This window comes from Armatimonas sp., from assembly GCF_043757465.1.
In the GTDB taxonomy this organism is placed as follows: domain Bacteria; phylum Armatimonadota; class Armatimonadia; order Armatimonadales; family Armatimonadaceae; genus Armatimonas.
In genome coordinates this window covers 1-25,003 of record NZ_JAYVPL010000062.1, presented here as the reverse complement: position 1 = coordinate 25,003, position 25,003 = coordinate 1, and the positions used below count along the sequence as shown (strand labels likewise).

The 25,003-nt window shown below is 56.6% G+C and carries 20 protein-coding genes, 3 pseudogenes and 1 CRISPR repeat array; of the genes and pseudogenes, 6 read left to right on the top strand and 17 right to left on the bottom strand.

Going from position 1 to position 25,003, the window contains the following annotated elements:
• Positions 1–40: 40 nt before the first annotated feature.
• Positions 41–1,603: a CRISPR direct-repeat array (repeat unit 37 nt; unit sequence GTTTCAATCCTCACCCGATCCGAAGACCGGGTGCAAC).
• A 140-nt stretch (positions 1,604–1,743) separates the two neighbouring features.
• From cas2 to ACH2ED_RS07955, 9 genes are all read right to left on the bottom strand, one after another.
• The gene (gene cas2 / locus ACH2ED_RS07995; protein WP_395089996.1) at positions 1,744–2,034 is read right to left on the bottom strand and encodes a CRISPR-associated endonuclease Cas2; all 291 of its coding nucleotides are present in this window, start codon (positions 2,032–2,034) and stop codon (positions 1,744–1,746) included.
• Positions 2,035–2,046: 12 nt separating this feature from the next.
• Positions 2,047–3,084, bottom strand: a complete 1,038-nt coding sequence (gene cas1c, locus ACH2ED_RS07990; protein ID WP_395089994.1) for a type I-C CRISPR-associated endonuclease Cas1c — start codon at positions 3,082–3,084, stop codon at positions 2,047–2,049.
• Positions 3,081–3,707: a CRISPR-associated protein Cas4 gene (gene cas4, locus ACH2ED_RS07985; RefSeq protein WP_395089992.1), complete on the bottom strand. Its 627-nt coding sequence runs from the start codon at positions 3,705–3,707 to the stop codon at positions 3,081–3,083. Before cas4 ends, cas1c begins: the two co-directional genes overlap by 4 nt.
• 99 nt (positions 3,708–3,806) lie before the next feature.
• Entirely contained in the window at positions 3,807–4,169 is a 363-nt protein-coding gene (locus tag ACH2ED_RS07980) for a hypothetical protein (RefSeq protein ID WP_395089990.1), read from the bottom strand.
• 354 nt (positions 4,170–4,523) lie between these two features.
• The gene (locus ACH2ED_RS07975; RefSeq protein WP_395089988.1) at positions 4,524–6,794 is read right to left on the bottom strand and encodes a CRISPR-associated endonuclease Cas3''; all 2,271 of its coding nucleotides are present in this window, start codon (positions 6,792–6,794) and stop codon (positions 4,524–4,526) included.
• A gap of 4 nt (positions 6,795–6,798) precedes the next feature.
• Positions 6,799–7,680: a type I CRISPR-associated protein Cas7 gene (locus ACH2ED_RS07970; protein WP_395089986.1), complete on the bottom strand. Its 882-nt coding sequence runs from the start codon at positions 7,678–7,680 to the stop codon at positions 6,799–6,801.
• Complete coding sequence (locus ACH2ED_RS07965; RefSeq protein WP_395089984.1) at positions 7,677–9,752, bottom strand: hypothetical protein; 2,076 nt, start codon at positions 9,750–9,752, stop codon at positions 7,677–7,679. The genes ACH2ED_RS07970 and ACH2ED_RS07965 overlap by 4 nt, the downstream gene beginning before the upstream one ends.
• A gap of 4 nt (positions 9,753–9,756) precedes the next feature.
• Complete coding sequence (cas5, locus tag ACH2ED_RS07960) at positions 9,757–10,356, bottom strand: CRISPR-associated protein Cas5 (RefSeq protein WP_395089982.1); 600 nt, start codon at positions 10,354–10,356, stop codon at positions 9,757–9,759.
• A 157-nt stretch (positions 10,357–10,513) separates the two neighbouring features.
• The gene (locus ACH2ED_RS07955) at positions 10,514–11,473 is read right to left on the bottom strand and encodes a helix-turn-helix transcriptional regulator (RefSeq protein ID WP_395089980.1); all 960 of its coding nucleotides are present in this window, start codon (positions 11,471–11,473) and stop codon (positions 10,514–10,516) included.
• Between the two features lie 147 nt (positions 11,474–11,620).
• Between ACH2ED_RS07955 and ACH2ED_RS07950 the strand changes: the two genes are divergently transcribed.
• The 3 genes from ACH2ED_RS07950 (at position 11,621) to ACH2ED_RS07940 (ending at position 16,147) form a co-directional block, all read left to right on the top strand.
• The gene (locus ACH2ED_RS07950; protein ID WP_395089978.1) at positions 11,621–13,624 is read left to right on the top strand and encodes a DUF1553 domain-containing protein; all 2,004 of its coding nucleotides are present in this window, start codon (positions 11,621–11,623) and stop codon (positions 13,622–13,624) included.
• A gap of 97 nt (positions 13,625–13,721) precedes the next feature.
• Positions 13,722–15,065, top strand: coding sequence for a DUF1501 domain-containing protein (locus ACH2ED_RS07945; protein WP_395089976.1), 1,344 nt, complete (start codon positions 13,722–13,724; stop codon positions 15,063–15,065).
• Positions 15,062–16,147 carry a WD40 repeat domain-containing protein gene (locus tag ACH2ED_RS07940; RefSeq protein WP_395089975.1) on the top strand — a complete coding sequence of 362 codons (1,086 nt, stop codon included), beginning with the start codon at positions 15,062–15,064 and terminating at the stop codon, positions 16,145–16,147. The genes ACH2ED_RS07945 and ACH2ED_RS07940 overlap by 4 nt, the downstream gene beginning before the upstream one ends.
• Here the strand turns inward: ACH2ED_RS07940 and ACH2ED_RS07935 are convergent.
• Together ACH2ED_RS07935 and ACH2ED_RS07930 are read right to left on the bottom strand one after the other, a co-directional pair.
• Positions 16,144–16,932: a YaaA family protein gene (locus tag ACH2ED_RS07935; RefSeq protein ID WP_395089974.1), complete on the bottom strand. Its 789-nt coding sequence runs from the start codon at positions 16,930–16,932 to the stop codon at positions 16,144–16,146. The genes ACH2ED_RS07940 and ACH2ED_RS07935 overlap by 4 nt on opposite strands.
• A 15-nt stretch (positions 16,933–16,947) precedes the next feature.
• On the bottom strand, positions 16,948–18,246 hold the full coding sequence (locus ACH2ED_RS07930) for a UDP-glucose dehydrogenase family protein (RefSeq protein WP_395089972.1): 1,299 nt from the start codon (positions 18,244–18,246) through the stop codon (positions 16,948–16,950).
• A 184-nt stretch (positions 18,247–18,430) separates the two neighbouring features.
• Between ACH2ED_RS07930 and prfA the strand changes: the two genes are divergently transcribed.
• Together prfA and ACH2ED_RS07920 are read left to right on the top strand one after the other, a co-directional pair.
• On the top strand, positions 18,431–19,495 hold the full coding sequence (gene prfA, locus ACH2ED_RS07925; protein WP_395089971.1) for a peptide chain release factor 1: 1,065 nt from the start codon (positions 18,431–18,433) through the stop codon (positions 19,493–19,495).
• Complete coding sequence (locus ACH2ED_RS07920) at positions 19,495–20,337, top strand: mechanosensitive ion channel family protein (RefSeq protein ID WP_395089969.1); 843 nt, start codon at positions 19,495–19,497, stop codon at positions 20,335–20,337. Before prfA ends, ACH2ED_RS07920 begins: the two co-directional genes overlap by 1 nt.
• On the opposite strand, the gene ACH2ED_RS07915 is transcribed toward ACH2ED_RS07920, so the two are convergent.
• The 6 genes and pseudogenes from ACH2ED_RS07915 to trxA form a co-directional block, all read right to left on the bottom strand.
• On the bottom strand, positions 20,324–21,121 hold the full coding sequence (locus ACH2ED_RS07915) for a DUF4058 family protein (protein WP_395089967.1): 798 nt from the start codon (positions 21,119–21,121) through the stop codon (positions 20,324–20,326). The two genes, ACH2ED_RS07920 and ACH2ED_RS07915, sit on opposite strands and share 14 nt — an antisense overlap.
• 3 nt (positions 21,122–21,124) lie before the next feature.
• Positions 21,125–21,322: pseudogene (locus ACH2ED_RS07910) on the bottom strand (flavodoxin-dependent (E)-4-hydroxy-3-methylbut-2-enyl-diphosphate synthase); the annotation flags it as partial.
• 177 nt (positions 21,323–21,499) lie between these two features.
• A pseudogene (locus ACH2ED_RS07905) lies at positions 21,500–21,748 on the bottom strand (LAGLIDADG family homing endonuclease); the annotation flags it as partial.
• A 633-nt stretch (positions 21,749–22,381) separates the two neighbouring features.
• Positions 22,382–23,437, bottom strand: a pseudogene (ispG, locus tag ACH2ED_RS07900) ((E)-4-hydroxy-3-methylbut-2-enyl-diphosphate synthase); the annotation flags it as partial.
• Positions 23,438–23,455: 18 nt separating this feature from the next.
• Positions 23,456–24,364, bottom strand: a complete 909-nt coding sequence (locus ACH2ED_RS07895) for a hypothetical protein (RefSeq protein WP_395089965.1) — start codon at positions 24,362–24,364, stop codon at positions 23,456–23,458.
• Positions 24,361–24,684: a thioredoxin gene (gene trxA, locus ACH2ED_RS07890; RefSeq protein WP_395089964.1), complete on the bottom strand. Its 324-nt coding sequence runs from the start codon at positions 24,682–24,684 to the stop codon at positions 24,361–24,363. Before trxA ends, ACH2ED_RS07895 begins: the two co-directional genes overlap by 4 nt.
• Positions 24,685–24,803: 119 nt before the next feature.
• Between trxA and ACH2ED_RS07885 the strand changes: the two genes are divergently transcribed.
• Positions 24,804–25,003 (top strand): hypothetical protein (locus ACH2ED_RS07885; protein ID WP_395089963.1); only part of this gene is annotated, 200 nt, incomplete at its 3' end.

The following is a 25,003-nucleotide window of genomic DNA, read 5'->3' as shown; positions in this document are numbered from 1 at the left end:
TGCAACAGAAGCTGGCTGAGGATGGCGTCTCGCTTAAAGGGTTTCAATCCTCACCCGATCCGAAGACCGGGTGCAACATAGGGCGAACTCTTCGTGCGGCGCTATCGCCTGGTTTCAATCCTCACCCGATCCGAAGACCGGGTGCAACATGCCGTAGAATTGCTTTGTATATGCGCCACCCGTGGTTTCAATCCTCACCCGATCCGAAGACCGGGTGCAACGGTTCACAGATTCAGGTTCCCGGTATGGGGAAAGTGTTTCAATCCTCACCCGATCCGAAGACCGGGTGCAACCGAGCTGTGCCAAGTGGTGCACTCGCACGACGAGGAGTTTCAATCCTCACCCGATCCGAAGACCGGGTGCAACGTGGCGGCGTCTTGGTCATCCTGCGCGGCCTGGGTGTTTCAATCCTCACCCGATCCGAAGACCGGGTGCAACGACCATCACACCCGGGGAGTTTGTCGTCCCTGTGAAGTTTCAATCCTCACCCGATCCGAAGACCGGGTGCAACTGGAGACATTGCCCACAGGTGGCTCCTCGGGCACTGTTTCAATCCTCACCCGATCCGAAGACCGGGTGCAACAGCCTTGCAAACCCAGCGCGACCTGTCCCCGCCGCAGGAGTTTCAATCCTCACCCGATCCGAAGACCGGGTGCAACGCGTAGACACTCCAGACGAAACCGCAGAAGCCTCTACGGTTTCAATCCTCACCCGATCCGAAGACCGGGTGCAACTGGCAGGGCTGAAGCTCTCGGGCTTTGATGGTAATGTTTCAATCCTCACCCGATCCGAAGACCGGGTGCAACACAATGCCGCGTTGCCAGTAACCTGGGATCACCACGTTTCAATCCTCACCCGATCCGAAGACCGGGTGCAACTCATGGCAAAGGATTTCTACGAGGCGTTCACCCAGGAGTTTCAATCCTCACCCGATCCGAAGACCGGGTGCAACTCCGAAGCCAGTAGTGAGCGGCGTAGAGCTGAAGTTTCAATCCTCACCCGATCCGAAGACCGGGTGCAACTTGGAACCAGCATTTCAGACTCGGTGCTTGAGCCGGGTTTCAATCCTCACCCGATCCGAAGACCGGGTGCAACCCCGAGATGCCCAAGCCGCCCGCAAAGATCGTAATCGAGTTTCAATCCTCACCCGATCCGAAGACCGGGTGCAACTTCTGCGTCTCTCTCAGGTTCCGGCGCACCCGGCCGTTTCAATCCTCACCCGATCCGAAGACCGGGTGCAACTTCTCGATGCGCGACTTTGGCCTTGATCCCCTTGTTTCAATCCTCACCCGATCCGAAGACCGGGTGCAACGAACTCGGCGGCGGTGTCTGCCAGCACTTCAGCGGTGTTTCAATCCTCACCCGATCCGAAGACCGGGTGCAACGGGGGTGCGCTTGGAGTCAAGCGAGAGCGTGATGGTGTTTCAATCCTCACCCGATCCGAAGACCGGGTGCAACGCTCACCACGACCTACACGCCGCCGGGCGATACAGAGTTTCAATCCTCACCCGATCCGAAGACCGGGTGCAACATTTTAATGTGGGGTTCGAGCAGGCAGTGGTGGTTGTTTCAATCCTCACCCGATCCGAAGACCGGGTGCAACGGTCGAATTTCCTCGTGGGAGGATAACGACTTGGGGCATTGTAGCGGGGAGTCAAGGAATTGGCAAGGGGTTTGTAGAAGGGGAGCTTCCGCGAACCTCAGGCTAAATGTAGAACCACTTGGGGTTCGCGGATGACAAGGTTAAATCATGAGTGTGCCTTCGAAATCAACGTAGCTGTCTCGACCGTAGCTCTCGACGACTTTCTCACGCCCGCCATAGAGGTGATAAATTCGCAGACTATCTTCGGTTTGACTCACGACGGCAAGAAGTTTTTCCATCATGCGCTCTCGTTGCACGGCATTGACGGTGACTTCAAAGACGGAATACTGCACACGCTGTCCAAAGCTAGTGCATACCTTGGCGACTTTCCGCAAGCGACTGCGCCCCTCTTTGGTGAGCGTGTTGACATCGTAGGTGACTAACATGTCCATAAAATGAATCTCCTAGGGGGCACTCAGAAACGGGGGGTAGTGATCCAGGTCGCCGCGTAGATGCCGGGCGAGAAGACGGGCTTGCAGGTGCGGGAGCAAGCCCAGTGGCGCTTTGTCTTTGAGAAACGGGTGCTCGATCTCCTCTTTCTTGCGCTCCTGGTAGGCAGACAAAACCGTTTTCCTGCCTGACTCGTTGAGGAGCACCGCGCCGCCCTCAAAGTCGTCGAAGTGCTCCACTTTTATCTGGCGGCGGTTGATAAGCGTGATGGCAAGGCGCTCGGCAATCACGGGGCGGAACTCTTCCATCAGATCCAATGCCAGCGACGGGCGACCGGGGCGCGGGACATGCAAGTAGCCAAGCTGGGGGTCAAGGCCGACTCCTTCACACGCCGCGACGCAGTCCGTGGTGAGAAGAGCGTAGAGAAACGAGAGCAGCGCATTCACCCGGTCACGGGGCGGGCGACGGCTTCGGGTGGTGAAGGCAAACTCCGAGGCGGGCACGGTGAGCATGTGGTCGAAGACCTCAAAGTACAGCGCGGAGCCCTGGCCCTCAATCCCACGAATACTATCCGTGTCGGGCTGCTCGGGGAGCATCGGGACAAGCCGGGCAATGGCATCCGTGGCGGCTTGTAGGTACTTTTTGTCCTCGTCTTTCTTACTATCCCTCGCCGAACGCATGAGGTTCTGTCGCTGGTTGCGTAGCTTTCCCGCGATCACACAGCGGGCGATTTGTGCGGTGCGGAGGGGATCGGTATGGGCGGAGAACTGCGCCAGACGCAGTAAAATATTGCCGGACTCTGGCCCCTCCACCCGTGCCTGAAAGCGCCCGGCAAAGTCCATAAAGTTCACCGCGCGACCGTCTTTGGCGCACTTGGCAAGCGCCGGGCCAGTGATATGCGCCGTCCCAAAGAGCATCACACTGCCCAGATGGTGCAGCGGAACGGTGCGCTTGGGCTGATCGTCCACACGAATGGCAAGTGCTTCGCCGTCCAACCCGACCACGGCGTTTTCGGTGAGGACAAAGAGCGTATTGAGAAGCTCACGGGTCATGGGGCAGTCACCTCCAGGCGAAAAAGATTTCGTCCGTGCCAGGCGGCGCGGGCGGCAAGTACCGTGTCGGGGACGCAGGCATCGAAGAGAGAGCAGTTTCGGCACTTGTTACGATCCGTGAGTGCCGGGGGAAGCGCCCCGGTGCTTTGCAAGAGTGTACGAACGGCGGCAATGACCTGATACGTTTCGTCGCGCAGGTCGTCGTCAAAGGGCACGGTGCGGCGGCGCTTGGTTTGGATGGAGTAGATCGCGCCCTCAGAAACGGGCTTGCCCATCATCTCTTCTAAACACAAAGCCTGGGCGCAGAGCTGAATGTCATCGTGGCGACCCGGCTTACGCACGCCGTGCTTGTACTCCACCGGGATGATCTGACCATCGAGGTGAAACTCCACCACATCCGCTTTCCCCACCAGCCCGAGGGTATCGTTAAAGAGCGGCAGTCCGCGTACCTCCCGCACCCCACTCTTCCAGCTCGCCTTGCCTGAGTCCGCCCGCTCGTGCGCCGCAGTACCCTTGAGAGTAAACAAATTCTCGTCCCAGACATGCTCCAGATGAATGAGCGCACACTGGCGGGGACAGTACGAAAAATGCTGAAGCGCGGAGAGCATCACCAGAGTTTCCATGAAGCCAGCCCCCTAACCCCCGTGCGACGGGGGAACAAATCGGATTCCCCCGCCGGGCGGGGGCCAGGGGGTAGGCGGGGGCCAGGGGGTAGGAGGAGACTAGGGGGTGGTAGGTTTGGGCTTGCGAACCGGCGGCTTGCGCTGGCTCTTGGGAACATACCCCATCTCCTTGTAGAGCACGCCATCGCCGCCGCCCACGGACTTATCGGCGCGCACCCCGTTGACGATAAGCTCCATTGCGTCCATAATCGTGTCGTCGTTACCATCACGCGACGCGATAGCCCCTGCCATCTGCGTATCGAGATCCGCGATAACGTCACAATCTTTGTTGCTAATCGCTGCCATCGCCTTGAACTGCGCCAGAGTGACTCCTCCAAACACACTGTCGGGGAACAGTGTCTCCCATGCCTGAATGTAGCGCTTGTAGCGCTCCTGAATCGCACCGGGTGCAACACGTGACATCTCTTTATCTCCTTACGTACCATTGGGCTGCCACATTGCACTGCCCACCGCCCCAGCCCGAAAAGACGGTTGACAACTACTCTATCGTACGGGTTTTGCATTCTGTTAAGTTCCCAAGGAAATCATTTTTTGTCTACGAGAAGCACGGGTACACTTCCCTCTTTTAGCAAAGAACGCACCGTTGCCTTTCGTGTGTAATCCTATTGTTTTCGTGTGCAATCCTGAAGCAATAGTGTGCCCACAAAAGGTTCAGGATTGCAGGCGATTGCTTCACGTGTGCCCCCGATGCTTCCGGTGGGCACACGTTTGATTGAGGATTGCGCACGATTGATTCAAGTGTGTGAAAAAGAAAACTCATCCCAGAAGACATCCATCACGGTTAAGCGTGAGCAAGTCTTTGAGCAGAGGTAATGCCCCTGCCATGTATCCCAGAAAGTCGGGGTCGTACTTACCGTCCCAGTAGTAAAGCGCATCGTAGTCGTTCTTGTCCCCCTTCAAAAGCTTGATAGGCAGATCGCCCTTTTCGATTTTGTAGGGCCAGAGCTGGACACTCAATCGCTGCAAATCCCGGCTGCTGATCTTTGCCCAAGGGTCGCTCAGAAGCTCAGCGATGATTTTCTTGTCAATCACCACTGTGAGCGTAGGAGCATCAATAACTCGGTATTCTTTGCTAACCGCAGGATAGTTCATCGCTTCTTCTGCTTGAACAACTTTCTCCGCTTTTTTCAAATCTCCGGCGTTCAGTTCTTGCCGCATTGCTTCTAAGACAAGCTCACTGGGAGGTAGTCTATTGGGAGAGTCGTCACTAAAGAGATGGGTCAATACCTGAGAGGAATTATCAAATGCGGGATTTTTCGTAATCAAGTCGCCAATCAATCGAAAATCATACACAACAGGGTCGGCAAACTCAGCTTCCCGGCTAGTGCGTCCGCTCACTTGAATAAGGCTCGCCGCCGTGGATGTTTCCCGAAAGCCAGTACGAAAAGAAAAGTTCATTCCCGCCTCGACGCAGCTTGTCGCCACAAGAGTCCAATCGGAGTTATCGTGTTTCAGACGCTCTTTGATTCTCTTGACGATGACATCTCGATGAGCAGGAGCCAGAGCAGTGGATAGATGCAAGACATCGTGACCTGCTTTTCGCATCGTGTCAGCGAATACGGCGGCGCTTTGAACCGTGTTGACAATGACCAAGCGCGGCCCCGGCGCATCTTTAACTTTCTGCATCAACTGAGGCACCGTTAGGGCGTCGGCGATTCGCACGTATTTAACGCGGCGTTGTTCCGCTTCCCGAAGCCGTTTCCCTAGGTCTTTTCCGATCAAATCGGCAATGGTGGGAGTTGCGGGAACGATATCGGGAATCTCCCAGAAGCGGGCAAGCGAACCACTTGCCAGGACGCAATATCCGCTCCATTTTTGTGTCCACGTCTCCAGCCAGCGCCACGTTTGTTTCCAGAGCGCCGTAGGAATGGCCGCGTGGGATTCATCAATGAACACTGCCGAGCCGGGAAGCTTGTGCAGTTTTCTCAAGCGGGAAGGATGGTGGGATGCCAGGGTCTCAAAGAACTGCACGGCGGTCGTAACGATAATTGGAGCCTGCCAGAGTGTGGCAAGCTGCCTTGCGTCGCGGCTACCGAAGTCCGCTTTATGGTGATGCTCGGCAACAACTTCTTCGGGGTTTTCTCCCTCAAGCGTGAGAGCCTTCCGGTAAACCTCCACCGACTGCGTGATGATGTTCGTGTAGGGGAGAACGACAATGATGTGCCGCAGTCCCTTCTCCTTGGCGACGTGCAGAAGATGAGCCATAAGCGCGGTCGTTTTTCCCGAACCGACTACCGCATCACAGGAGCGAATCGGCCCGTCTATCGCCGCATCACGGCAAGTTTTATACACGTCTTCACGGAGAGAAATCCGCTTCTGCTCATCGTCACTTACCGCTTTTTTCTTCGCCTCCTCTGCAAGCTTTTCGACATGCTGATTGAGACGGTTTAGACGCTCCTCCCACCGAGGTTCAATAGGCTTTGTTTCGACTTCCCCGCCGTAGTTGCGGGCCGTGTCGCCATGATCGGCATCCACCAGGCACGAAAGCGCGATACGGCGCAAAAAACCCGCTTTCCCATACAATCCGCCGTTTTTTTCAACAGGGTCTAAAGTCAGGCAGTGTGCGTCGTCACGGTGACTGCGGAGGTATTCGCTCAGATGCGTATCTGTCTCCACATACCAAGCTGACGCATCGTCATTCAGCTTGCGATTTCGCAAGCATTGGGATTCGTTTCCTTCCACCTCCCAGTCAGCAAGTCCGGCGTGGTGAGCAGAAACAAGATGCGCCGCTTCTTTCAAGCCGAGGCTCCAAAGATAAGCGACACCTGCATCTTCGTGAGGAATACGAAGCCTCCCTTTGTTCACTCCGCGCAAAACGGCCTGGTTGTGTTCGTCCAGTTTGCCAAGATCATGGAAAAGAGCCGCCGACTCCACATCCCGAATAAAACGCTCTCTCTTGCCATCGTAGAAAGTAGCGGCACGCTTTGCACTGCAAGTAGCCAGCCTCTTGACGTTCGTTATATGAACGTTGTAGGTCTGCGCGGGAACGTCTTTTTTCGGGCTGTGCGCCAGCGGCTCATCTTCCATGGGGCTATCCGTTCATCAGGTCTTTTATCGAGGCCACACGAGACTTTAATTCGTCCGGCAAGCCGTTTGGAACATCGTACTCATCAATGCCACTGGATGCCTCATCTGGCTTCTCTTTCTTTTTCGGTGTCAGCGCATCAATTAGGGCAAAATCGCTACAAGAGCCAAGGGGAGATTTGTGCTCGATCCACCAGGCGTGGCGTGTCTCCACAAGTGGTCGCACTGCCGAAGCGGTCTGCGGGTAGGCAATGGGAATAAGTTTCTTCAAAAGCTCCAAATCTACGGGCTTGCATCCACTCTTCAATGCCGCTGTCGGATTCACAAAGAACGGCATGACGTAGATGCCATGCTCAACGATGCGATAGCCCAGCGGAGCCATACCGCGATCTTTGCCTTCTTGCACGCCTGCCTTGTTTGTATTTGTCTGCCGATGGATTCGTATGGGGGCGACTGAAAGACCATTAGAAAACTGCACGACGCCGCAGCGAATAAAATGTTCGACATCCTTAGACTTGTCTTCTTTGATCGATTCAAGAAACGTCGTTCCAAACAAGCGGGCATCCCAGTACGCTTTTTGAAAATCTGCTTTTTTCATATTTCCTATGGCGATTCGATCTCGTCCCCGGCTTTCGAGAACTTCAAATTCGGCTTTTCTCTCATCGATACCAAGTTCAGATGCCAGATGCATCCAGACAGGGCCATCTTTTGCCTCCACGAGATCACGCAACTTGCGTTTGAACGAGACGCCGGAGATAACCCCGCGCTCGTTGTGGCCGCGCATACGCGGTTCCCCTTCGTTGTCGGGGTCACCGTTTGGGTTCGACTCGCGAACCTCAATTACTAAAAGCCCCGTCACTCGGGGAAGAGTCATCAACTCGTTACTCATTTCGTCTCTTCATCCTTTTCTACCCCGGCAAGATAGCCGAGTAGCATTTCTGCTTTGTCAGTGTCTTTCATCTTTTCCGGCAAGTTGCCATGCACTGCTGCCGCAAGCGTTTCGTACTCACGAAGAACTTTACGTGCTTCAAAAACGGCGATGCGAGTATTGTCCGGTGCCGCGTCAGCCACTTGAGCTGTCTTCGCCCAGCCAATGTAGACAGGAATTCGCGATGCCAGAACTGACAGAGCTTTCGTTGGGTTCTCCAGTGCCATGCCAAAGTGCGCGTTTCCAATCAAGCTTGGCGGCATAGGCCCCGAGCGGACAACGATGTGATAGTCGCGGTGCAGTCTGTCAGCAAGCGCCAGCATCTGCCCAACTTGGTAGGGAGATTCATTCATATAAGTACCTTTCTCACGATTCAAAGCGGACAAGCAGATTCCGAGGCATCCAAGAGTCCGCAGTGCAAACAAGCGGGATGGGTTGTTAAACTGATTCCAGGCATCGTCACGTCGGTGAACAGCTCCTGCAATCCCTTCTAACAAAACAATCGAGCGAGGCAGTAGCAAGCTCAAGAGAGTTTTTGCAACGGGCTTACGACGTTCTGCGTAAAAAAGCAACGGCAGAATCTCGCCCAGCATCACACCTCCAATGGGCGTGTATTCTGTTCCGCCGCGCCGCCATTCCCGCGTGAAAAGCGCGACGGCTTGACCAGGCGACGGAACCTCCGGTGAAGCGTACTGAAGTTTTGCCCCTTTTACCTTTGGGATAAGTGGAAGTTTCAGTCGTGGAAGATTGCGCCCCTGCTCTGACCACCACTGTGCGCCCTTAAGAAGATTTTCCACGGTCGGAGTTTCGGAAAGCGCGACAAAGGCCGCACCATCGGACGCTTTGCGTAAAAGCGTAATTTGAAGCCGACTCTGAGGCGCTTCCTGCACAACGGCCCGAAGTGCATCACAAACAATGCCAGTATCTGCCTTAAATCGAGATACCAAAAGCTCCTCTTCGGGGACACTGGCATCTGCTTCCATAGCCTCATCATCTCCGCCCGCAATGTAGTTTGCCAGCAAGACTTCGATGTTGGGTTTGCCTTCAACATAAGCCAGAAGAAGGTCACGCTTTTCCAGCTTGCCATCCATTCTCCCCGAAGCGACAGCTCGCCAAGTCTTTCCGTGCCGGTCACTGTCGAGAAGCCAAGTCATGGCATCCTTCATTTGCAAGGCAGTTTCACGTCCGATAGGAACGCTTTCCGAACCTAGCATTCCGTATCGAGCATTGCACTCTGATGCTTTGAATCGAGAGAACAAGGGATATTCTTTGCCAAGCGTTAAAAGAGGGACTTTAGGAAACGGCCCCGTTTGAAGACTCCCCACTTTCCCGCTGACTCCACAGGTTCTCTCGGTAATACTTGTCAATGTGCCTTCGGATTCGGAAATCAACAAGGCCTGAATCAACTGTTGCCTAATTTGATCTTTATAGATAGTCTGTTCAAGATCAAGCGCAAAGCGAATTTTTGAGCCTAGAATAATATTTGTCCAGGTTGCCTGGTCGCCACTATTTTCTTTTATTGCTGTAATGACCTTAGCCCGAAGATCATCTAAGAAAAAAGAACTGGAAATACTTTTATCGAAACGCTCCACAATTTGATCTATCTGATTGACTTTTCCGATTAGTTCTCGGCCTTGTTGAAGTCGCGCTTCAATTTTTTTTAAGTTTTTTTCATCAAAGGTTGTCGGTATACACGTTTCAGCAATTACCAACAGGGCCGCCATTTTTTGTTCGGGCTTTGATTTTGTATCGGTAGCTACTCGTCGAAACTCATTATCTTCCATAACGTGGAAAAGAGAAATATCCATAGGAACGATTGGAAAGTACAGGCCATTTCCTACAGAATGCGTCCAGAGACCAAGACGATCTGAATCACTTAATGAATTAATTCGCAAAATATGACTATCTTCCTTCAATACAACTCGGACATAGATACTTTTCCCAAGAGTTGAAGTAATACTAGGATGTTGAGATTCAGGGATGATACTCGCATTTTGCAGACTCTTATAAATATTGTAGGCTTCGTTGAGCATCGTCTTATTCCTTGCCACTCATAAACGACATCACGCCTTTTTCAATCGCGACGTTTTGAAAAAACTCCGGGCGCACTTTCCCTCGCACGTCAGAATCGAAGACCGAGCGCAGAAGCGACGGAATCGTTAGATTGATAGACGCTTCTGGTTTTGTCTGCTCGCGTAGCTCACCAAAGTAGGTAGGAGCAAATTCTTTCCAGCCCAAACACGGCGTGTAGTACAGTCGCCCCTGCTTCAAACGACGCTGGAAAATCTCTTGCAGGGCGTGGGCCTGTCCATAGTTTCCATTGAGCGGTTCTACAACACCATGAATCCGATAGCAGACATCGGCAAGAATCGTTGCGATTAGCTGGTAGTTTTCCTTTCCACTCTGGCGCAACGGGCCACGATAGTTTGTTACGTACCGCTCGTACCTGATTGGGCTGCAAATCTCAACGTGGGTGGGACGAATATAAGCATGCTTGAATGGCGCGACAGCCTCAAACATCCCTTTGGCCGCTGACCATGTTGACACAGGATAGGAGACGGGAGTTGCCCCGGTATCTGGTCGTGCGAACATAGCAAATGGCCCCGCAATTTCAAACGACACTTCATACTGCTTCATCTTCATATCTCCAAAACTACATTCCCAATTGGAACCCTACTCCACTCAGCCTTCCTATCCCGGAAAGGCCGTTTCCAAAAAACTTCTGACTTCTACTTTACACACCGTTTGTGATTGATTTGTGATCAGCATAGCAAGAATCAAGTGAAGAAAGGGTTCACTTGTCCAAAGTGCCATAAATTTTATGAAGTTCTTTCACGTCCTCTGCCAGCTCGTCTCTCAATCGTTGTGGCTCCAGCACCTCGGCTTCCGCGCCGAAGCCCAGCACCCAGCGCTTTATCTCAAACGTCCCCGTAACTTGAAGTGTCAGCACCACGCCCCCACTCTCCAGCTCCGCAAGCTCCTGGCTTGCATGGTACTGCCGCTCGCGAATCCAGCGGCTTTGATACGGCGTGAAGCGAATCCTCACCGTGACGGGTGGCTCACCGTGACGCACGCCAAAGCTCTTGGCGATATAGGCAGCGGCATCGAAGTTCGCTGTTGTGTAGGCCGCCTCCTCGCCGAGCACCTGCCAGTGACGAATGCGGGTGAGCAGAAAGTCCCGCTCGCTCTCTCGCAGCTCGCACCACGAAATCAGATACTGCTCGCCCTGGTGGTTATGGATCACGTAGGGCCGCACGACTCGCTCCGTGACTTCATCGTTGTGTGCCGACCAGTAGACAATCTGCACCCGCTTCCGTCTGCGTCGTGCTTCCTCCAGATCATTGAGCAGTGCGGGGGACATCGTGATTCCCGATGCCGGGTGGATCGCACCGGAGACGCTCAAGTGCACCGGAGGTAGCGCCTGTTCACCGATCAGTGCATCCGTTAAAAGCTTGAGGGACTCCTCGGCTCCGACTCCGCCAAACTCTTGCGCAGCCAGTAACGCCCGACGCACGGCCTGAAGCTCAGGAGGAGTCAGCAGGAGGCGTTTAAGTGCAAAAGTCGGGTCGGTGTAGTAGTATCCTTGCCGAGAGTGCCGTGGAATCGGGGCGTTGTGATGACTACGAAGTCGTTCAATAGACGTTATAACGTGTCGTCTGCTAATACCTAGTTGCTTAGAAAGCGCTTCGGCGGAGTAGCACTTTCCAGGAGAGCGCAGTAGCTCATCAATCTGATAGAGAAGCAGTGGAGCCATACGCTTCAGTTCCGTATCTCACCATTTAAAACCTGCCGAAGAGTCAAGAATTTTACGAGGCTGAGCTAAACGATCATCTGCATCAATTAAAGAGGCAGGCAGGGTGGGAGTTGTGCTAGCATAAGGAGCTGTGTTAACATAGGAGCTGTGCCCAACTGTCACCACTCTCACAACGTCTTCCGGTTCGCGCCCAGCCTTTTTGCGCTTGTCGCACTTCTCGCCCTCGGTTTTTACCCCCACAGTGCCAGATCTCAAGGCAAGAGCCAGGCACGTACAAACAATCCCGAGGAGTACTGGTACAGTCAGGTAGAGCCGCTGCTCGACAAATCCTGCCTGAAGTGCCATGCGGGCGTGCGACAAAGCGGGGGGCTGGACCTGCGCTCCCTCGACACGATTCTACGCGGCGGCGACAGTGGCCCCGCCGTGATTCCCGGCAAGCCGGGCGAGAGCCGCCTGGTGCAGTATGTTCTTCCTCAGCCCGGTTCGCACATGCCGCCCGATCCCAAGAAGCAGCTCAGCACCGAGGCAATCAACACGCTCAAGACCTGGATCGCGCTTCTGCCTCCCCAAACGGAACAGACAAAGTCAGTGCCGGAGTACATGAAAGCCTACCAGCGCTCGCTGCCCTCGCTCGAAGCACCCCCCACAAATCTCACCCCCAGCGCGACCATAGACTGGTTTGTGCAAGCGGGCTGGAAAAAAGAGAAACTCACTCCCGCCCGTCCTGCCAGCGACACGGTATTTGCCCGACGTCTCTATCTGGATCTGGCGGGGCGGATTCCCACGAACGAGGAACTTAAGCAGTTTATCGGCGACTACCACGGCGACAAGCGCGACCAATTAGTAGCCAAGCTGCTGGCCTCCGCCGACTACCCGCGCCACTTCCGCGAGGTCTTCGACACCACATTGATGGGGCGCGGCGTGGGCAAGAATGCTCTATGGAATGCCTTTCTCGAAGACGCGTTTGGTACCAACCGTCCCTGGAACGCCGTGGTGCGCGATATTCTCGTCGCCCGGCCCATGGAGAAATCCAAGCAGGGTGCGGTGTGGTTTCTGGCGGCGCGCAATAATAGCTTCCAGGCCATTGCTGAGGCCGTCGCGCCCGTGGCATTTGGGGTGAAGCTCGGGTGCGCCCAGTGCCACAATCATCCGTTAGCCTGGGAGATCGAGCAGCGGCACTACTGGGGGCTGGTCGCCGCCTTCAATCGTGGCAAAAACATTGACACCGACTCTGGCACGGGCATTTCGGAGAGCGCCATCGGGGGCTTTATCAACTTCGCCAACCTCAAGAAAGAGTCTCAGACTGCGAGCCTTGTGTTTCTCAATGGCAAGAGTATCTCCGAGCGCATCCCGGCTGCTGATGAAAAAGAAGAGGACAAGCCCGATCTCTATCTCGTGCCCCCCACAAAAGGCCGCGCGGCGGTTCCTAAGTTCTCTCGCCGCGAAGCCTTCGCCGACTCGGTGACTAAAGAGAACCCGCTGCTGGCCCGCGCCTTTGTCAACCGTATCTGGGCCAAGCTCATGGGCCGTGGCTTCGTCCAGCCCGCCGACCAGCTCGACTCCAAGCACCGCCCCAGCCACCCGGAGCTTCTGGAGTGGCTCGCACGAGACTTTGAGACAAGCGGCTACAATATCCAGCGGCTCGTGAAAAACATCGTCCTGACCCGCGCCTACCAGCTTGAGGCGAAGTCTGTTGGGAAAGTTCTGCCGCCACCGGAGTCGTTTTCCCGAGCACTGGAGAAGCCCCTCTCGGCGGAGCAGCTCCTGCACTCGCTCCAAGTGGCGACTGCGGCAAAAACAGACAACCCCGAGACCGAGAAGCTCGAACAGGGTTTTGTAAAAGCCTTCCCCGATCTCATGCCCGACACGTACAATCCGTCGCTGCAACAGGCGCTTTTTCTGACCAACTCACCGCTCGTGGATCGCCTGCTGAAACCAACGCCGGGTAACACGACCACAAAGATCGCCGCGCTGGCCACCCCCGAGCAGCAAGTGCGCGAGGCGTTTCAAGTCAGCTTCGGACGTCTGCCCGATGCCACGGAGCTGACACAGTGCCAGGCGATTCTAAAAACAGCTTCGTCGCCAGAGCGCGGCGTCCAGAACCTGCTCTGGGCTCTGCTCACCAGCGCGGAGTTCCAGGTGAACCACTAACATGCCCACCCCCTAACCCCCGCTGGGCGGGGGGACAAAATGGAATCAGATTCCTCCTATTCCCCCCGTCGGACGGGGGTTAGGGGGTCATAAAAATATGAACGACACAAGCGACACGAAAACCGAAGGCGACCAAAAAGGCTGCACGCCACCCGAGCACACGCTTCACCGGAGGCTGTTTTTGCAAGGGCTGGTCGGAGCGGGCGCGGCATCGGCGCTAAGCTGGACGGGGCTTTTCTCGCCTGCCGCCATTGCCGCCGAGGCCAAGCGCCAGGAGAAGCACTGCATCTTGCTCTGGCTCTGCGGAGCACCGAGCCAGTTCGAGACCTGGGACCCGAAGCCGGGCAGTGTCTTTGGCGGGCCGTTTCGCGCCATTCCCACCAAGCTCCCCGGTGTCCAGTTCAGCGAGCTGATGCCAAACTGCGCCAAGATCGCCGACAAGCTCGCCGTGGTACGCTCGATGAAGACCAAGCCGGGTGAGCACTTCCAGGCCATTGATTTACTGACGCGCGGAGCGGCTCCGCGCGAGCCGTTTGTTCGTCCGATTCTGGGCTCCGTGCTGGCCCAGCAGCTCGGGCATCTGGATAGTCCCATTCCCAATTTTGTATTTCTCGACCCTAATCCCAAAGGCAATGAGTTCGAGTCATTTAAGGCGGGCAACTGGGCCGGGTGGCTCGGGGCGCAGTACGGCCCGGTGCGCGCGGGCGGCGAGTACAAGCTGGCGGATATCAAGCGCCTCGCCGACACCACCACGCAGGACTTCGAGCAGCGTGAGGCACTGCGAAAATTCCTCACGAAGAAGTTCGAAAACGACCGACAGAGTGCCGCCGCTAGCTCGCAAAACGCGACGTTTTCTCGGGTCAAGGGTCTGATGAGCTGTGCCGATCTCTTTGATTTAGAGAAAGTAAAACCGCAAGATCGCGAACGCTACGGCCCCGGCACGTTTGGGCTGCACACACTACTGGCCCGCAACTTAGTGGAGAACGGGGCTCCGTTTGTGATGGTCGCTAACGGCATGCCCTGGGACTGTCATGTCTTTCAGCACGAGATCTACCAGATGCTGGTGCCCGAGATGGACCGCATTGTCGCCAATCTTATCAACGATCTGGAGGAGCGCGGCCTACTCGACAAGACTCTGGTGGTCGTGATGGGTGAGTTTGGCCGCACGCCGTGGCTCAACGCTGCCCGGGGCCGCGATCACTACCCCGATGCCTGGAGCCTGGCGATGACGGGCGCGGGCATCAAGCGCGGCGTGGTCGTGGGCGCAACGGACGCAGATGGCGTGGACGTGACGGAGAAGCCCTTCAATGAGAAAAATCTCTTCGCGACAATCTTCACGGCGCTGGGCCTCGACCCGTATGCCGAGTACGAAGCCGATGATATTCCGACGTTCTACCGAGTCGAGGATAAGGCAGAGCCGATTCGGGAGATACTGAAATGAGCGAGATAAAACTCACGCCCCTCAAAGACCTGAAGCTGCCCACAGCGGTGCTTGCCCTTGCCGCGGCCCCGGATAGTAAGCAGCTCTTTGCAGCCTGCCTCGACGGCGGGGTCTGGGCCGTTCCTATCGAGTCCGGGATGCCGCAGAAACTAGGCAAGCACGAGAGCTATGCCAGTGGCATGGCGTATCTGGCAAAGTCGAATCAGCTCCTCTCGGCGGGCTACGACGGCACGCTGCGCTGGTTCTCACCAGCCAACTCTGAGGCCAAAGAAGTACGCACTGTAAAAGCCCACGCGTTCTGGTCGTGGAAGATGCGCGTCTCCCCCGATGAGCGCTTCGTGGCAAGCGTCACGGGGCAGTATCTGGCGGGCGGCGAAAAATACGAGCCCGCCAAAGAGCGCGAGCCCAGCGTGAAAGTCTTCGAAACCGAGACGGGCAAGCTGCGTGGGGAGTTTGCACACACGCCTCCCGTGCTCTCGGTGGCGTTTAGCCCGGATAGTAAGCATCTTGCTGCCGCAAATTTAATGGGTGAGATTCGGGTATGGGATCTAGAGACGGGCAAGCAAGTGGCGGCGTGGACGACGCCGGATTTCACCTGCTGGGGCATTATCAAGAGCCATCACTACATCGGTGGCATCTTCGATCTCGCGTTTAGCCCCGATGGCCGCGAGCTACTGGCCTGTGGCATGGGGCCGATGGTGGACCCGATGGCGGGCAACGGCAAGCAGACCTGGCAGCGCTTCGCCTGGACCGAGACTCCGGTGCGTAAAATCTCGCAAATTCAAGATGCCGATGCCGGGGCGGGCCTCATGGAGTCGCTGCGTTTTCACCCCAGTGCGACAGTCTTTCTGATGGCGGGAAAGCTGGCGCAGGGCAAGTGGAACGCAGCACTTTTTGATGCCAGCTCCGGCGGATTGGTGCACGCTCTGGACTGCAAGATGCGCGTCACCGATGCCACCTGGCTCGGCGGCGGCACACAGCTTGCTCTCTCAGGCGCAACGGCGCAGGAAAAAAAGAATAAAGACGGGCGCTACCCAGACTTCGGGCACATCAAGCTCTTCACGGGAGTCGGCTTTGGCTAAGCCACCTCCACGACGATGTCTAGTTGCTGGGGCTGCCCTGCGCGTGCGGGCGGGATCAATGTCACGTTCGCGCCCAATGTGGCGATGAGCTGCGCGAGATCCTCTATGGTGCGGAGCCTTCCCGAGTGCTGCGCTACGGCTCGCAGGATGCGGCCCTTGGTGGCCTTGTTGAAGTGCGTGATGAGCTTCGGCGGCCCCGAGGGCATTTGCTGGAGCACTCGTGTGGCGACAGCTCGCTGCGCCATGGCAGCGGGAAGCGGTCCCAGCTTGACATAGCTTCCCGAGCGCAGATCCACGATAAGCTCCGACTCGTCGCCTCCTAAAAGCAGCGGTGTTAAAGAGTCGCGCCAGAAACGTGAAAGAGAGCCGATACCCGGTAGGGCTGTCTCACCGGAGAGGCGGTAGGCAGGAATGTGATCGGTAAACCCCACGAACCCGAAGAGTGCACTGGCGATCCAGACGCGCCCCGCAAGCCGTGCGCGCTGTGCCGCACTCAGCGAAGCGGCATCAAGCTGCCCGTAGAGAACGCCGGAGTAGATCTGCCAAGCCGGGGCGGTGGGCGCACTCCTGAGGTTCTGATTACGCACGACCTCAGCACTCTGGTTAGATGTGAGGCCAAGCACAGCGCACGCTCCACCAGGATCGCTGGTGCAGAGCGTGGTAAGGGCATCCAGCACCAGCCGACGCGGCTCCGTAAGCTCCGGAAAGCTGAGCCCCGTCAGCTCTAGCGGAGCGCCTCGGCGCGGGGCGGTCTTGCCTTCTGAGGGCGGAAGTAGAAAACGCAAGGGGTGCCGTCTTTTCTACTTACTACTGCGCCCGACCCCGTGGTAGACAAAACCCGCGCGGCGCATCTTCTCCGGGTCGTAGAGATTACGGCCATCAAAAACGACATTTCCTCGCATTGCGGCCTTGAGTTTCTCTAGGTTAATCTGCTTGAACTCATTCCACTCCGTCACCACAACAGCCGCGTCAGCTCCCGCCGCCGCCTCGAAGGCGCTCTTGGCATAGGTGATCTGGGGGAAGATCTTCTTGCAGTTCTCCATCGCAATCGGATCAAAGGCCACGATCTTGCCACCGCCCGCGAGCACTGCCGCAATCACATCCAGCGACTTGGCATCGCGCATGTCATCCGTGTTAGCCTTGAACGCCAGCCCAAGCAGCGCGATTTTCTTCCCCTCAAAGCCCCCTAGCTCCGTCTCAATTTTCTTGATGAAGCGCTTAGGCTGCTCGTCGTTGGTTTTTATCGTCGCCTCTAAGATGGGAAAGTCGTAGCCGACGCTCTGTGCGGTGTGGAGCAGGCTCGATGAGTCCTTGGGAAAACAACTTCCCCCGTAACCCAGACCCGCATTCAGAAACGCGGAGCCAATTCTTCGGTCTTGTCCGACGCCTTTCATGACCTGGATCACATCGGCATTCACGGCCTCGCAGATATTGGCGATGGAGTTGGCGAAGCTAATCTTCACGGCAAGAAATGCGTTGGAGGCATATTTAATCAGCTCCGCGCTGGCCACATCGGTGATGATCATCGGGCGCTCAAGAGGCGCATAAAGCTCTAGCACCTTGAGCGCGACGATCTGGTTGGGGGCACCGATCACGATTCGATCCGGGTTGAGCGCGTCCTGAATCGCCGAGCCCTCGCGCAGAAACTCCGGGTTCGAGACCACGTCAAAGTCCACATTACGCCGCCGGTTGGTCTCGATCACTTCCCGCACAAAGCTACCAGTACCCACAGGCACCGTTGACTTATTGACGATAACTTTATAGCGATCCATCGCCGCCGCGATCCCACGCGCCGCGCTCTCCACCTGGCCCATGTCCGTGGAGCCGTCGGCGCGAGGCGGGGTGCCCACACAGATGTAGATAATCTCCGACTTACGCACCGCGCTATCGAGATCTGTCGTAAAAGTCAGACGGCCCTCTTCCGCGTTGCGCTGCACGAGTTCCTCAAGCCCCGGCTCGTAGATCGGCATCTCGCCGCGCTGGAGCTGCTCCACTTTCGCCTCCAGCTTGTCTACACAGATAACCTCGTTCCCCAGATCCGCAAAGATCACGCCCGTGACCAAACCGACATACCCTGTACCAATAACACAAATATTCATAAATTTCTTCCAGCGGGGATTCTACCCCGCAATTACGAAATCTAACCTACATATCTCATGCCAAATTAGATATTTATGATATTTTTAATTCATTAATGAATTTATAAAACAACCATTAGAATTCTTGCCTAGGACTTCCTATCCCCGGCGATTGCCCTGCCACTATGGTAAAACAAGAGCTGCCATGTTTGAAAAACTACTCGATGTTGAACGACGTTACGAAGAGCTACTCCATCAGATGATGGACCCCGCCGTTGCCAGTGATGTGAAACGCTACGCTCCCATCGCGCGGGAGCACACGTCCCTCACCCCGCTCGTCACCACGTTCCGCCGCTATAAAACGGTGCTCAAGGGCATCACGGATGCGGAAGAGATGGTGGGTGACTCCGAGATGAAAGAGCTGGCACAGATGGAGCTAGACGAGCTCAAGCCGCAAGTCGCGCCGCTGGAAAAAGAGCTGAAGCTCATGCTGCTGCCCAAAGACCCCGCCGACGATAAAAATGTGATTATGGAGTTTCGTCCTGGCACCGGGGGCGGCGAGGCGGAGCTTTTTTGTGCGCAGATCCTGCGGATGTACATGCGCTGGGCGGAGCGGCTCGGCTGGAAGAGCGAGCTGATCGCCTGCCAGGAGACGGGAATCGGCGGCGTCAAAGATGCCCAGCTCTCGATTCAGGCCGAGGGCGCGTTCTCACAACTAAAATTCGAGGGCGGTGTTCACCGTGTCCAGCGCGTTCCCGTTACCGAGTCCGGCGGGCGGATTCACACGTCCACGGCCACGGTCGCCGTGATGCCGGAAGTGGACGATGTCGAGGTCAATATTGACCCCAAAGACCTCAAGATGGACTACTACCTCTCGGGCGGGGCGGGCGGCCAGAACGTCCAGAAAAACGAGACGGCGGTGCGAATCACCCATCTCCCCTCAGGCATCGTCGTGGCCTGCCAGGATCAGCGCTCGCAGCTCCAGAACCGCGAGCAGGCCATGCGTGTCTTGCGTGCCCGGCTGTATGACATGGAGCTAGAGAAAATGCTCTCGTCGGTGACCCAGAACCGACGGCTCCAAGTGGGCTCCGGGGATCGGTCTGACAAGATCCGCACCTATAATTTCCCGCAAGATCGCCTCACGGACCACCGAATCGGGCTGACCCTGCACGGGCTGAACAATATTATGGACGGCGACATTCAGCCGATCATTGATGCGCTCGTCACGATTGACCAGGCCGATAAGCTCGGCGAGGGGGGGCTTGCGTAGTGCCTCCCTCCTCGCTGCCTCCCCTCTCCGCACGCGGAGTTGCGGAGGAGCTCTCGGCGCTCACGGGCCTGGAAAAGCTGGCCTACGGGCGCACGGTGCTATTTTTACTGGAGCTGCTGGTACTGATTGTGACTTATACCGCCGCGCGCTGGCTGCTCAAACGGCTGGTGCGTCGGATCGGAGAGCAACTGGCAGGGCGAGCGGCGGCAGAGCACCAGGCGACGCGGGTTCGTAGCCTGGCGGGGCTGCTCCAAAACACCGCTGATTTCGTGCTCTGCTTTATCTTTATCGTCTCCGGCCTGAGCCTAGTGGGTATCAATATCACTGCCATCGTCGGCACCGCAAGTGTCGCCGGGCTCGCGTTTGGCTTCGGGGCACAGAAGCTGGTCAAAGATGTCATCACGGGCTATTTTCTGCTTTTAGAAGACCAGTATGTCGCCGGAGACTACATCACAATCGGTGCTGTCAGTGGAACCGTCGAGGAGCTGGGCATGCGTATCACCCGAATCCGCGACGATGACGGTAAGCTCTATATTCTCTCCAACGGCGACATTGCCCAAGTCTGCAACCACAGCCGGGGCTTAGTGGGCGCGAGCTTCGAGCTCTCGGTCGGAGCCGCGGAGGACATCACCGCCGTCACCAAAATCATCGAAGAAACCCTGGCCCTCCAGAACCTCCCCGAGCGCCCCCATGTCGAGGGAATCACCGCCGCCGATGCCACTAAGACCACCCTCCGAATCACTTTCAAAGCCCCTCACGGCAAGCGCCCCGCCCAGCTCCTCCCCCCGCTCCGAAGCACCCTCCGCGACGCACTTCTGGCCGCCAATATCACCTTGGCTTGAGCCACTCCGCCGCCCACTGCATATCAGAGGGTTTCAAGCGCGGCGTGGGAGGTTGGGAGTAGTCTATGGAGCGTCGGAACGCTCCGCCGTCGTAGCAGGTCGCGAAAATCGCCCCGGTATCCAGGGGAATGTCCGAATATCCCACGGTTAGTGGGACATCCACCACGGGAAGGGAATCGTACAGGGTGAAGGGCCAGCAGGCATAGCGGTTTCCGGTTCTGGCTCGATGAAGGGAAATAACATAGTCCCAGGCCATGCCATAGCGCCGCAGGATACTCGCGGGCGGGGCGGCGACCGTGTGCTGACCCGCTCGCAGTAAATCTATTTCGAGGAGATGAACATCTCCTTCCAGCATGTCAAGCTGCTTTTTCCTATACTGCTCCCGCCCCGCTCCTATCTTATTGACCGGGCTGAGAATCTCAATCACGGTCACCACACGCCGGTCATCGTGGGTTGTCAGCACTTTGACAAACGGCTCACGCACTTCCTCCGTCTCCTCGACAATCTCCAGTGCCGTCGTTGCCTCGCGCCGAGAAGCAAGCAGCACAGAGGGTGAATGAGGTGCCGCTGCCGCAAAGCTTGGGGTGCGCCGAACGGTTACATCCGGCAGATATTTTTCACTCGCGGGCAATAGATAGACGTTCTCATCCATCACTGCCACAAACGCATCCGTGAGCTCGCGATTCAGTCGTAGCGTTATCTCCGTCATCATATGACGGTGCATATTTGCCCAGTGTGTCGGGCTCTCAATCCACGGATCCATCCCCGGAAACGGCGACGGCATTATTCAGTTCTCCTTCTTGGGCTCCTGCCACTTGCCATCGGATTTAATCAGCGCGACAAGTTCTTCGACACCGATGCTCTGATCCACGGTTTTAATTTCATTTTTTTTGCGGTAAAGCGTGATTTTACCACCTGCTTTTCCTACATAACCGTAGTCAGCGTCCGCCATCTCGCCGGGGCCATTAACGATACAGTTGTGAACAACCGCAAGTGAGCTGATATAGGTGCCTGATCCCGCAACTTCCAGGTTGTGGACGTTGCCTGCATAGACAACTCGGCTTGTTGAGAGAACGGGTAGGTAGAGAAAATGCTTATCCAGCGCCAGCCGCGCGTTGTTCTGACGCTCATCGGGAATGGTGATCTCGTAGCCGAGTGTAGTGGCGAAGGTGCGGAGCGCATCGGCGTTGGTTATGGAAAGGAAGTAGACCTGCTGGCGGTTCTTGGGCTGGCGGCGGACGATGGTCACGGGGATTCCCAGGCGCAGGAGAAGCTGATGTACCTGATAGGCAAGCTGGGGCGAGACCGTGACATAGGTGGCTCTGGGATAACCACGTACCACGCCCGTATAGCCGTCGCAAAGCCAGAGAGTCTTAAGGAGAGTCACTTGCCGGGTTTTGGGAAGCGTCATCATCCACTGCGGGAAGTGTTTGTTCTCCGCCCGCCGCCCAAAGAGCTGTGCAAAAAGTGTCGCCCACTCGGTAGAGTGAACGATGGCCTCGATCGTGTTGCGCTCCGGGCGCTCGCGAAGACTGACCGAAGCTCCCAGTTGGCAAAAAATATTATGGGCGTCCTGCGCGAGTTCAGGCTCATCCGAACCAAAAGTAAGGAAGATTTGACGAGCGATACCATTTCGTCCTCCGAGGGAGCCCTCGGCGGCAAAGTAGCCTGCGAGCCTCAGAAAATCATCGCTCGCGGAAAGGTGTAGCGCCTCGGGAACACTTTTGACCTCTTGATCACCCTGAAGCACGGGATAGAGCAGAACGTGGCCTTTGTGAATATCCTCCGCCCCGTGCCAAGTCGGTTCCTGACCGGAGCCAGGCACTTCGGACATATTCTGCCAGCGGGTGCGGTCTTTTTTTGCTTTCCCTGTTCGCTCCAGCGTCAGGATCGGATGGTTTGGTGTCACAAGAATCGGCGGCGCTCCTCGCAACTTCAGCTCGACCAGCTCTCCCTCAAAAATGTGAGTATCCACGGCACTGACCGACGAGAATGTCCCCTCCTGTGTCAGGACATTTTGTCCCACTTCCACGGTCTCAATTGGAACAAAGCCTGTCTTTGTGACAACAATCTCGCCAGGCGGAAAGCACCCCATGACGGCAATATCAAGGCCAATTAAGTGACTGGTGGCGCGTTTTACTTGGTTCAATACCGTTGGAAGATCGAATTTCGTGCGTCCACAGCTCGGGCAGGCGATAAACTCCACTTGTGTTTTTCGCAGCCCCAGCGCTTGCAAGATTTCGTAGCAGACAGGCAGCTCTTGAATCGGGTCCTCGGAGAGAGAGACGCGGATCGTGTCGCCGATACCCTCGGCGAGGAGCGTTCCGATTCCGGTGGTGGATTTGATGCGGGCGTACTGACCATCGCCTGCCTCGGTGACGCCCAGATGCAGCGGGTAGTCCATGCCCTCGGCGTCCATGCGCTGCACCATGAGGCGATTGGCCGCGAGCATGATCGGGACGCGGCTGGCTTTGAGGGAGATAATGAGATTCCGGTAGTCGTGCTTCTCGCAGATTCTCAGATACTCTAACGCGCTCTGCACCATGCCCTCGGGCGTGTCGCCGTAGGTGACGAGCATGCGCTCCGCTAAGCTCCCGTGGTTCACGCCGATACGCATGGCGATATCGCGTTTTTTGCACGCCTCGATCACGGGAACTAAGCTGGCCTCGATGGCCTCGCGCTGCTCGTCGTGCTCGGATTCGGTGAATTCATCCCGGCCCGTGTGCTTGTGAAAGACAAAAAGCCCCGGATTGAGGCGGACTTTATCCACGTACTCGGCCACCGCAACGGCAATATCACTGCCCTGATGGTGCACATCGGCCACCAGCGGCACATTGACCAGCCTCGCCCGCAGCTTCGCCTTGATCTCGCCTAGCTTGTGTGCCTCCATCATCGAAGGCGTCGTCACGCGCACCAGCTCCGCACCCTTGCGCGCCAGCTCGGTGATCTGACGGACGCACGAGTCCACGTTCTTGGTCTCCTCCGTGATCATCGTCTGCACCACCACGGGATGCTCGCCGCCGATAAAGACATTGCCCACGCGAACGGCGCGGGTCTTGCGGCGAGGAAAGGTCAGCGGAAGGGAATCATAGAGGCTCATGCCTCAGATTGTACCTCTTCAGAAGCCCAGCTTCTTCGCGTCGGTGCTCCGAGCAAAAGACTGTAAGCGGGAATCATAAATCAATCCCTCGCTATAGAACTCGCCGGTTGAGGAGATCGGATAGCGCCAACGGATCACCCAGACCAGCTCGGGGAAGGCATCGCTGCGTTTACCGGCCAGAGTCGCATTCCACTCAATCGGCTCGCGCCGTCGCTCCCCTGTGTCAAAGCGGTGGTAGCGAGGACGGTAGGCCGCAGCCCAGAGATCCGTGGCATTTTTATACCCTTGAAGCTTAGGACGGAGCCGCTCCAGTAGCTCAGGGAAGGTGCGCGACTCAGGAAAGCGCTCCCGTTCTGAAAGTTCCTCACTGAGTGCCCCTTCCATACTACGGGGAAACACCCAATGCCGCCGCCAGCTCGCCTGCCCTTCCAGCCCCGGATAAGGCCGTGCGGGCAGAAGCAGAATCACCAGAGCCAGAGGCACTCCGAGTAAGTGCGCCGCGAAGCTGGCACGCCACGGTGACCGCCCGTGCCAGTTTTTCCAGAAAGGAGCTTCTATGGCGGCGGAGAAAAGTCCGCCGAGAATCAGCAAGAGAACGGACTGTCCAAGTGGATTCGGGTTGAGATTGCTTCCAAAACAACCGTAAAGCATGTAGCCAAAGATGCCAGAGAAGATGGCTCCTAAAACCAAAGTAACAGCATTGGCAACAAGAGATTTGGTCAGCGCGTCTCGAAAAGGCATTCCCAGTGCCCGCCCGATCCAGCCGGCTTCAAAAAACACCATTGCGGCGACATAGACAAGCCAGAGAGGCCAGGCAAAGATTGAGAGAGCCAGGCTCATGGCACCGTTGGCGTAGGCAAAACCGGGCAACAACAAAAGCAAAAGCAGTGCCCCGCTCACTCGGTATCGGTTCCTACCAAGGTTCATCGGTAGATAAAATCCCGAATGGCCGAGGCGGGCTGGGCTCCGGCTTGCTCCGCGACCAGCTTGCCGTTTTTGAAGAGCAACAGCGCAGGGATTCCCTGGATATTGTACTGCGCTGAGAGCCCTGGAAGCGCCTCGGTGTTCACTTTGACGATCAGCGACAGGCCCGCTTCTTGCGTCGCCACTTTTTCGAGCTGCGGAGCGAGCATCTTGCACGGGCCACACCACTCGGCCCAGTAATCGACAAGCACCGGCGTCGATGACTTCAGCACATCTTCTTCGAAGGTGGCATCGGTGGTATGTTTGATCAGTTCGCTGGCCATGATGGGTCCTTTGTCAGATTGCTTGCGGGTTGCCGGGTTGTGGCTCAAGTAGCGATCATTGTGGCAGAAAGCAAGTGTTCCGGTAGCCGCGCAGGCGTCTGGCGGGGTGCCAAAAACCTATGACGGCCATAGTGTTTCAAGGCTTATTGCCAACCGTATTTCTTTCCTTTCGCTGCTTCTCCCTTCCTTTGTTCATGCCTCACATTCCCGTTTCCCCTGTGCCTGTCGATCTTTTTTGCTGGCAACAGGCCATGTCCCGATTGATGGCCGCCATGCGCAGGCAGGGCGTCCACCCGGCCGACGCAGTGGTGCTGCTGCC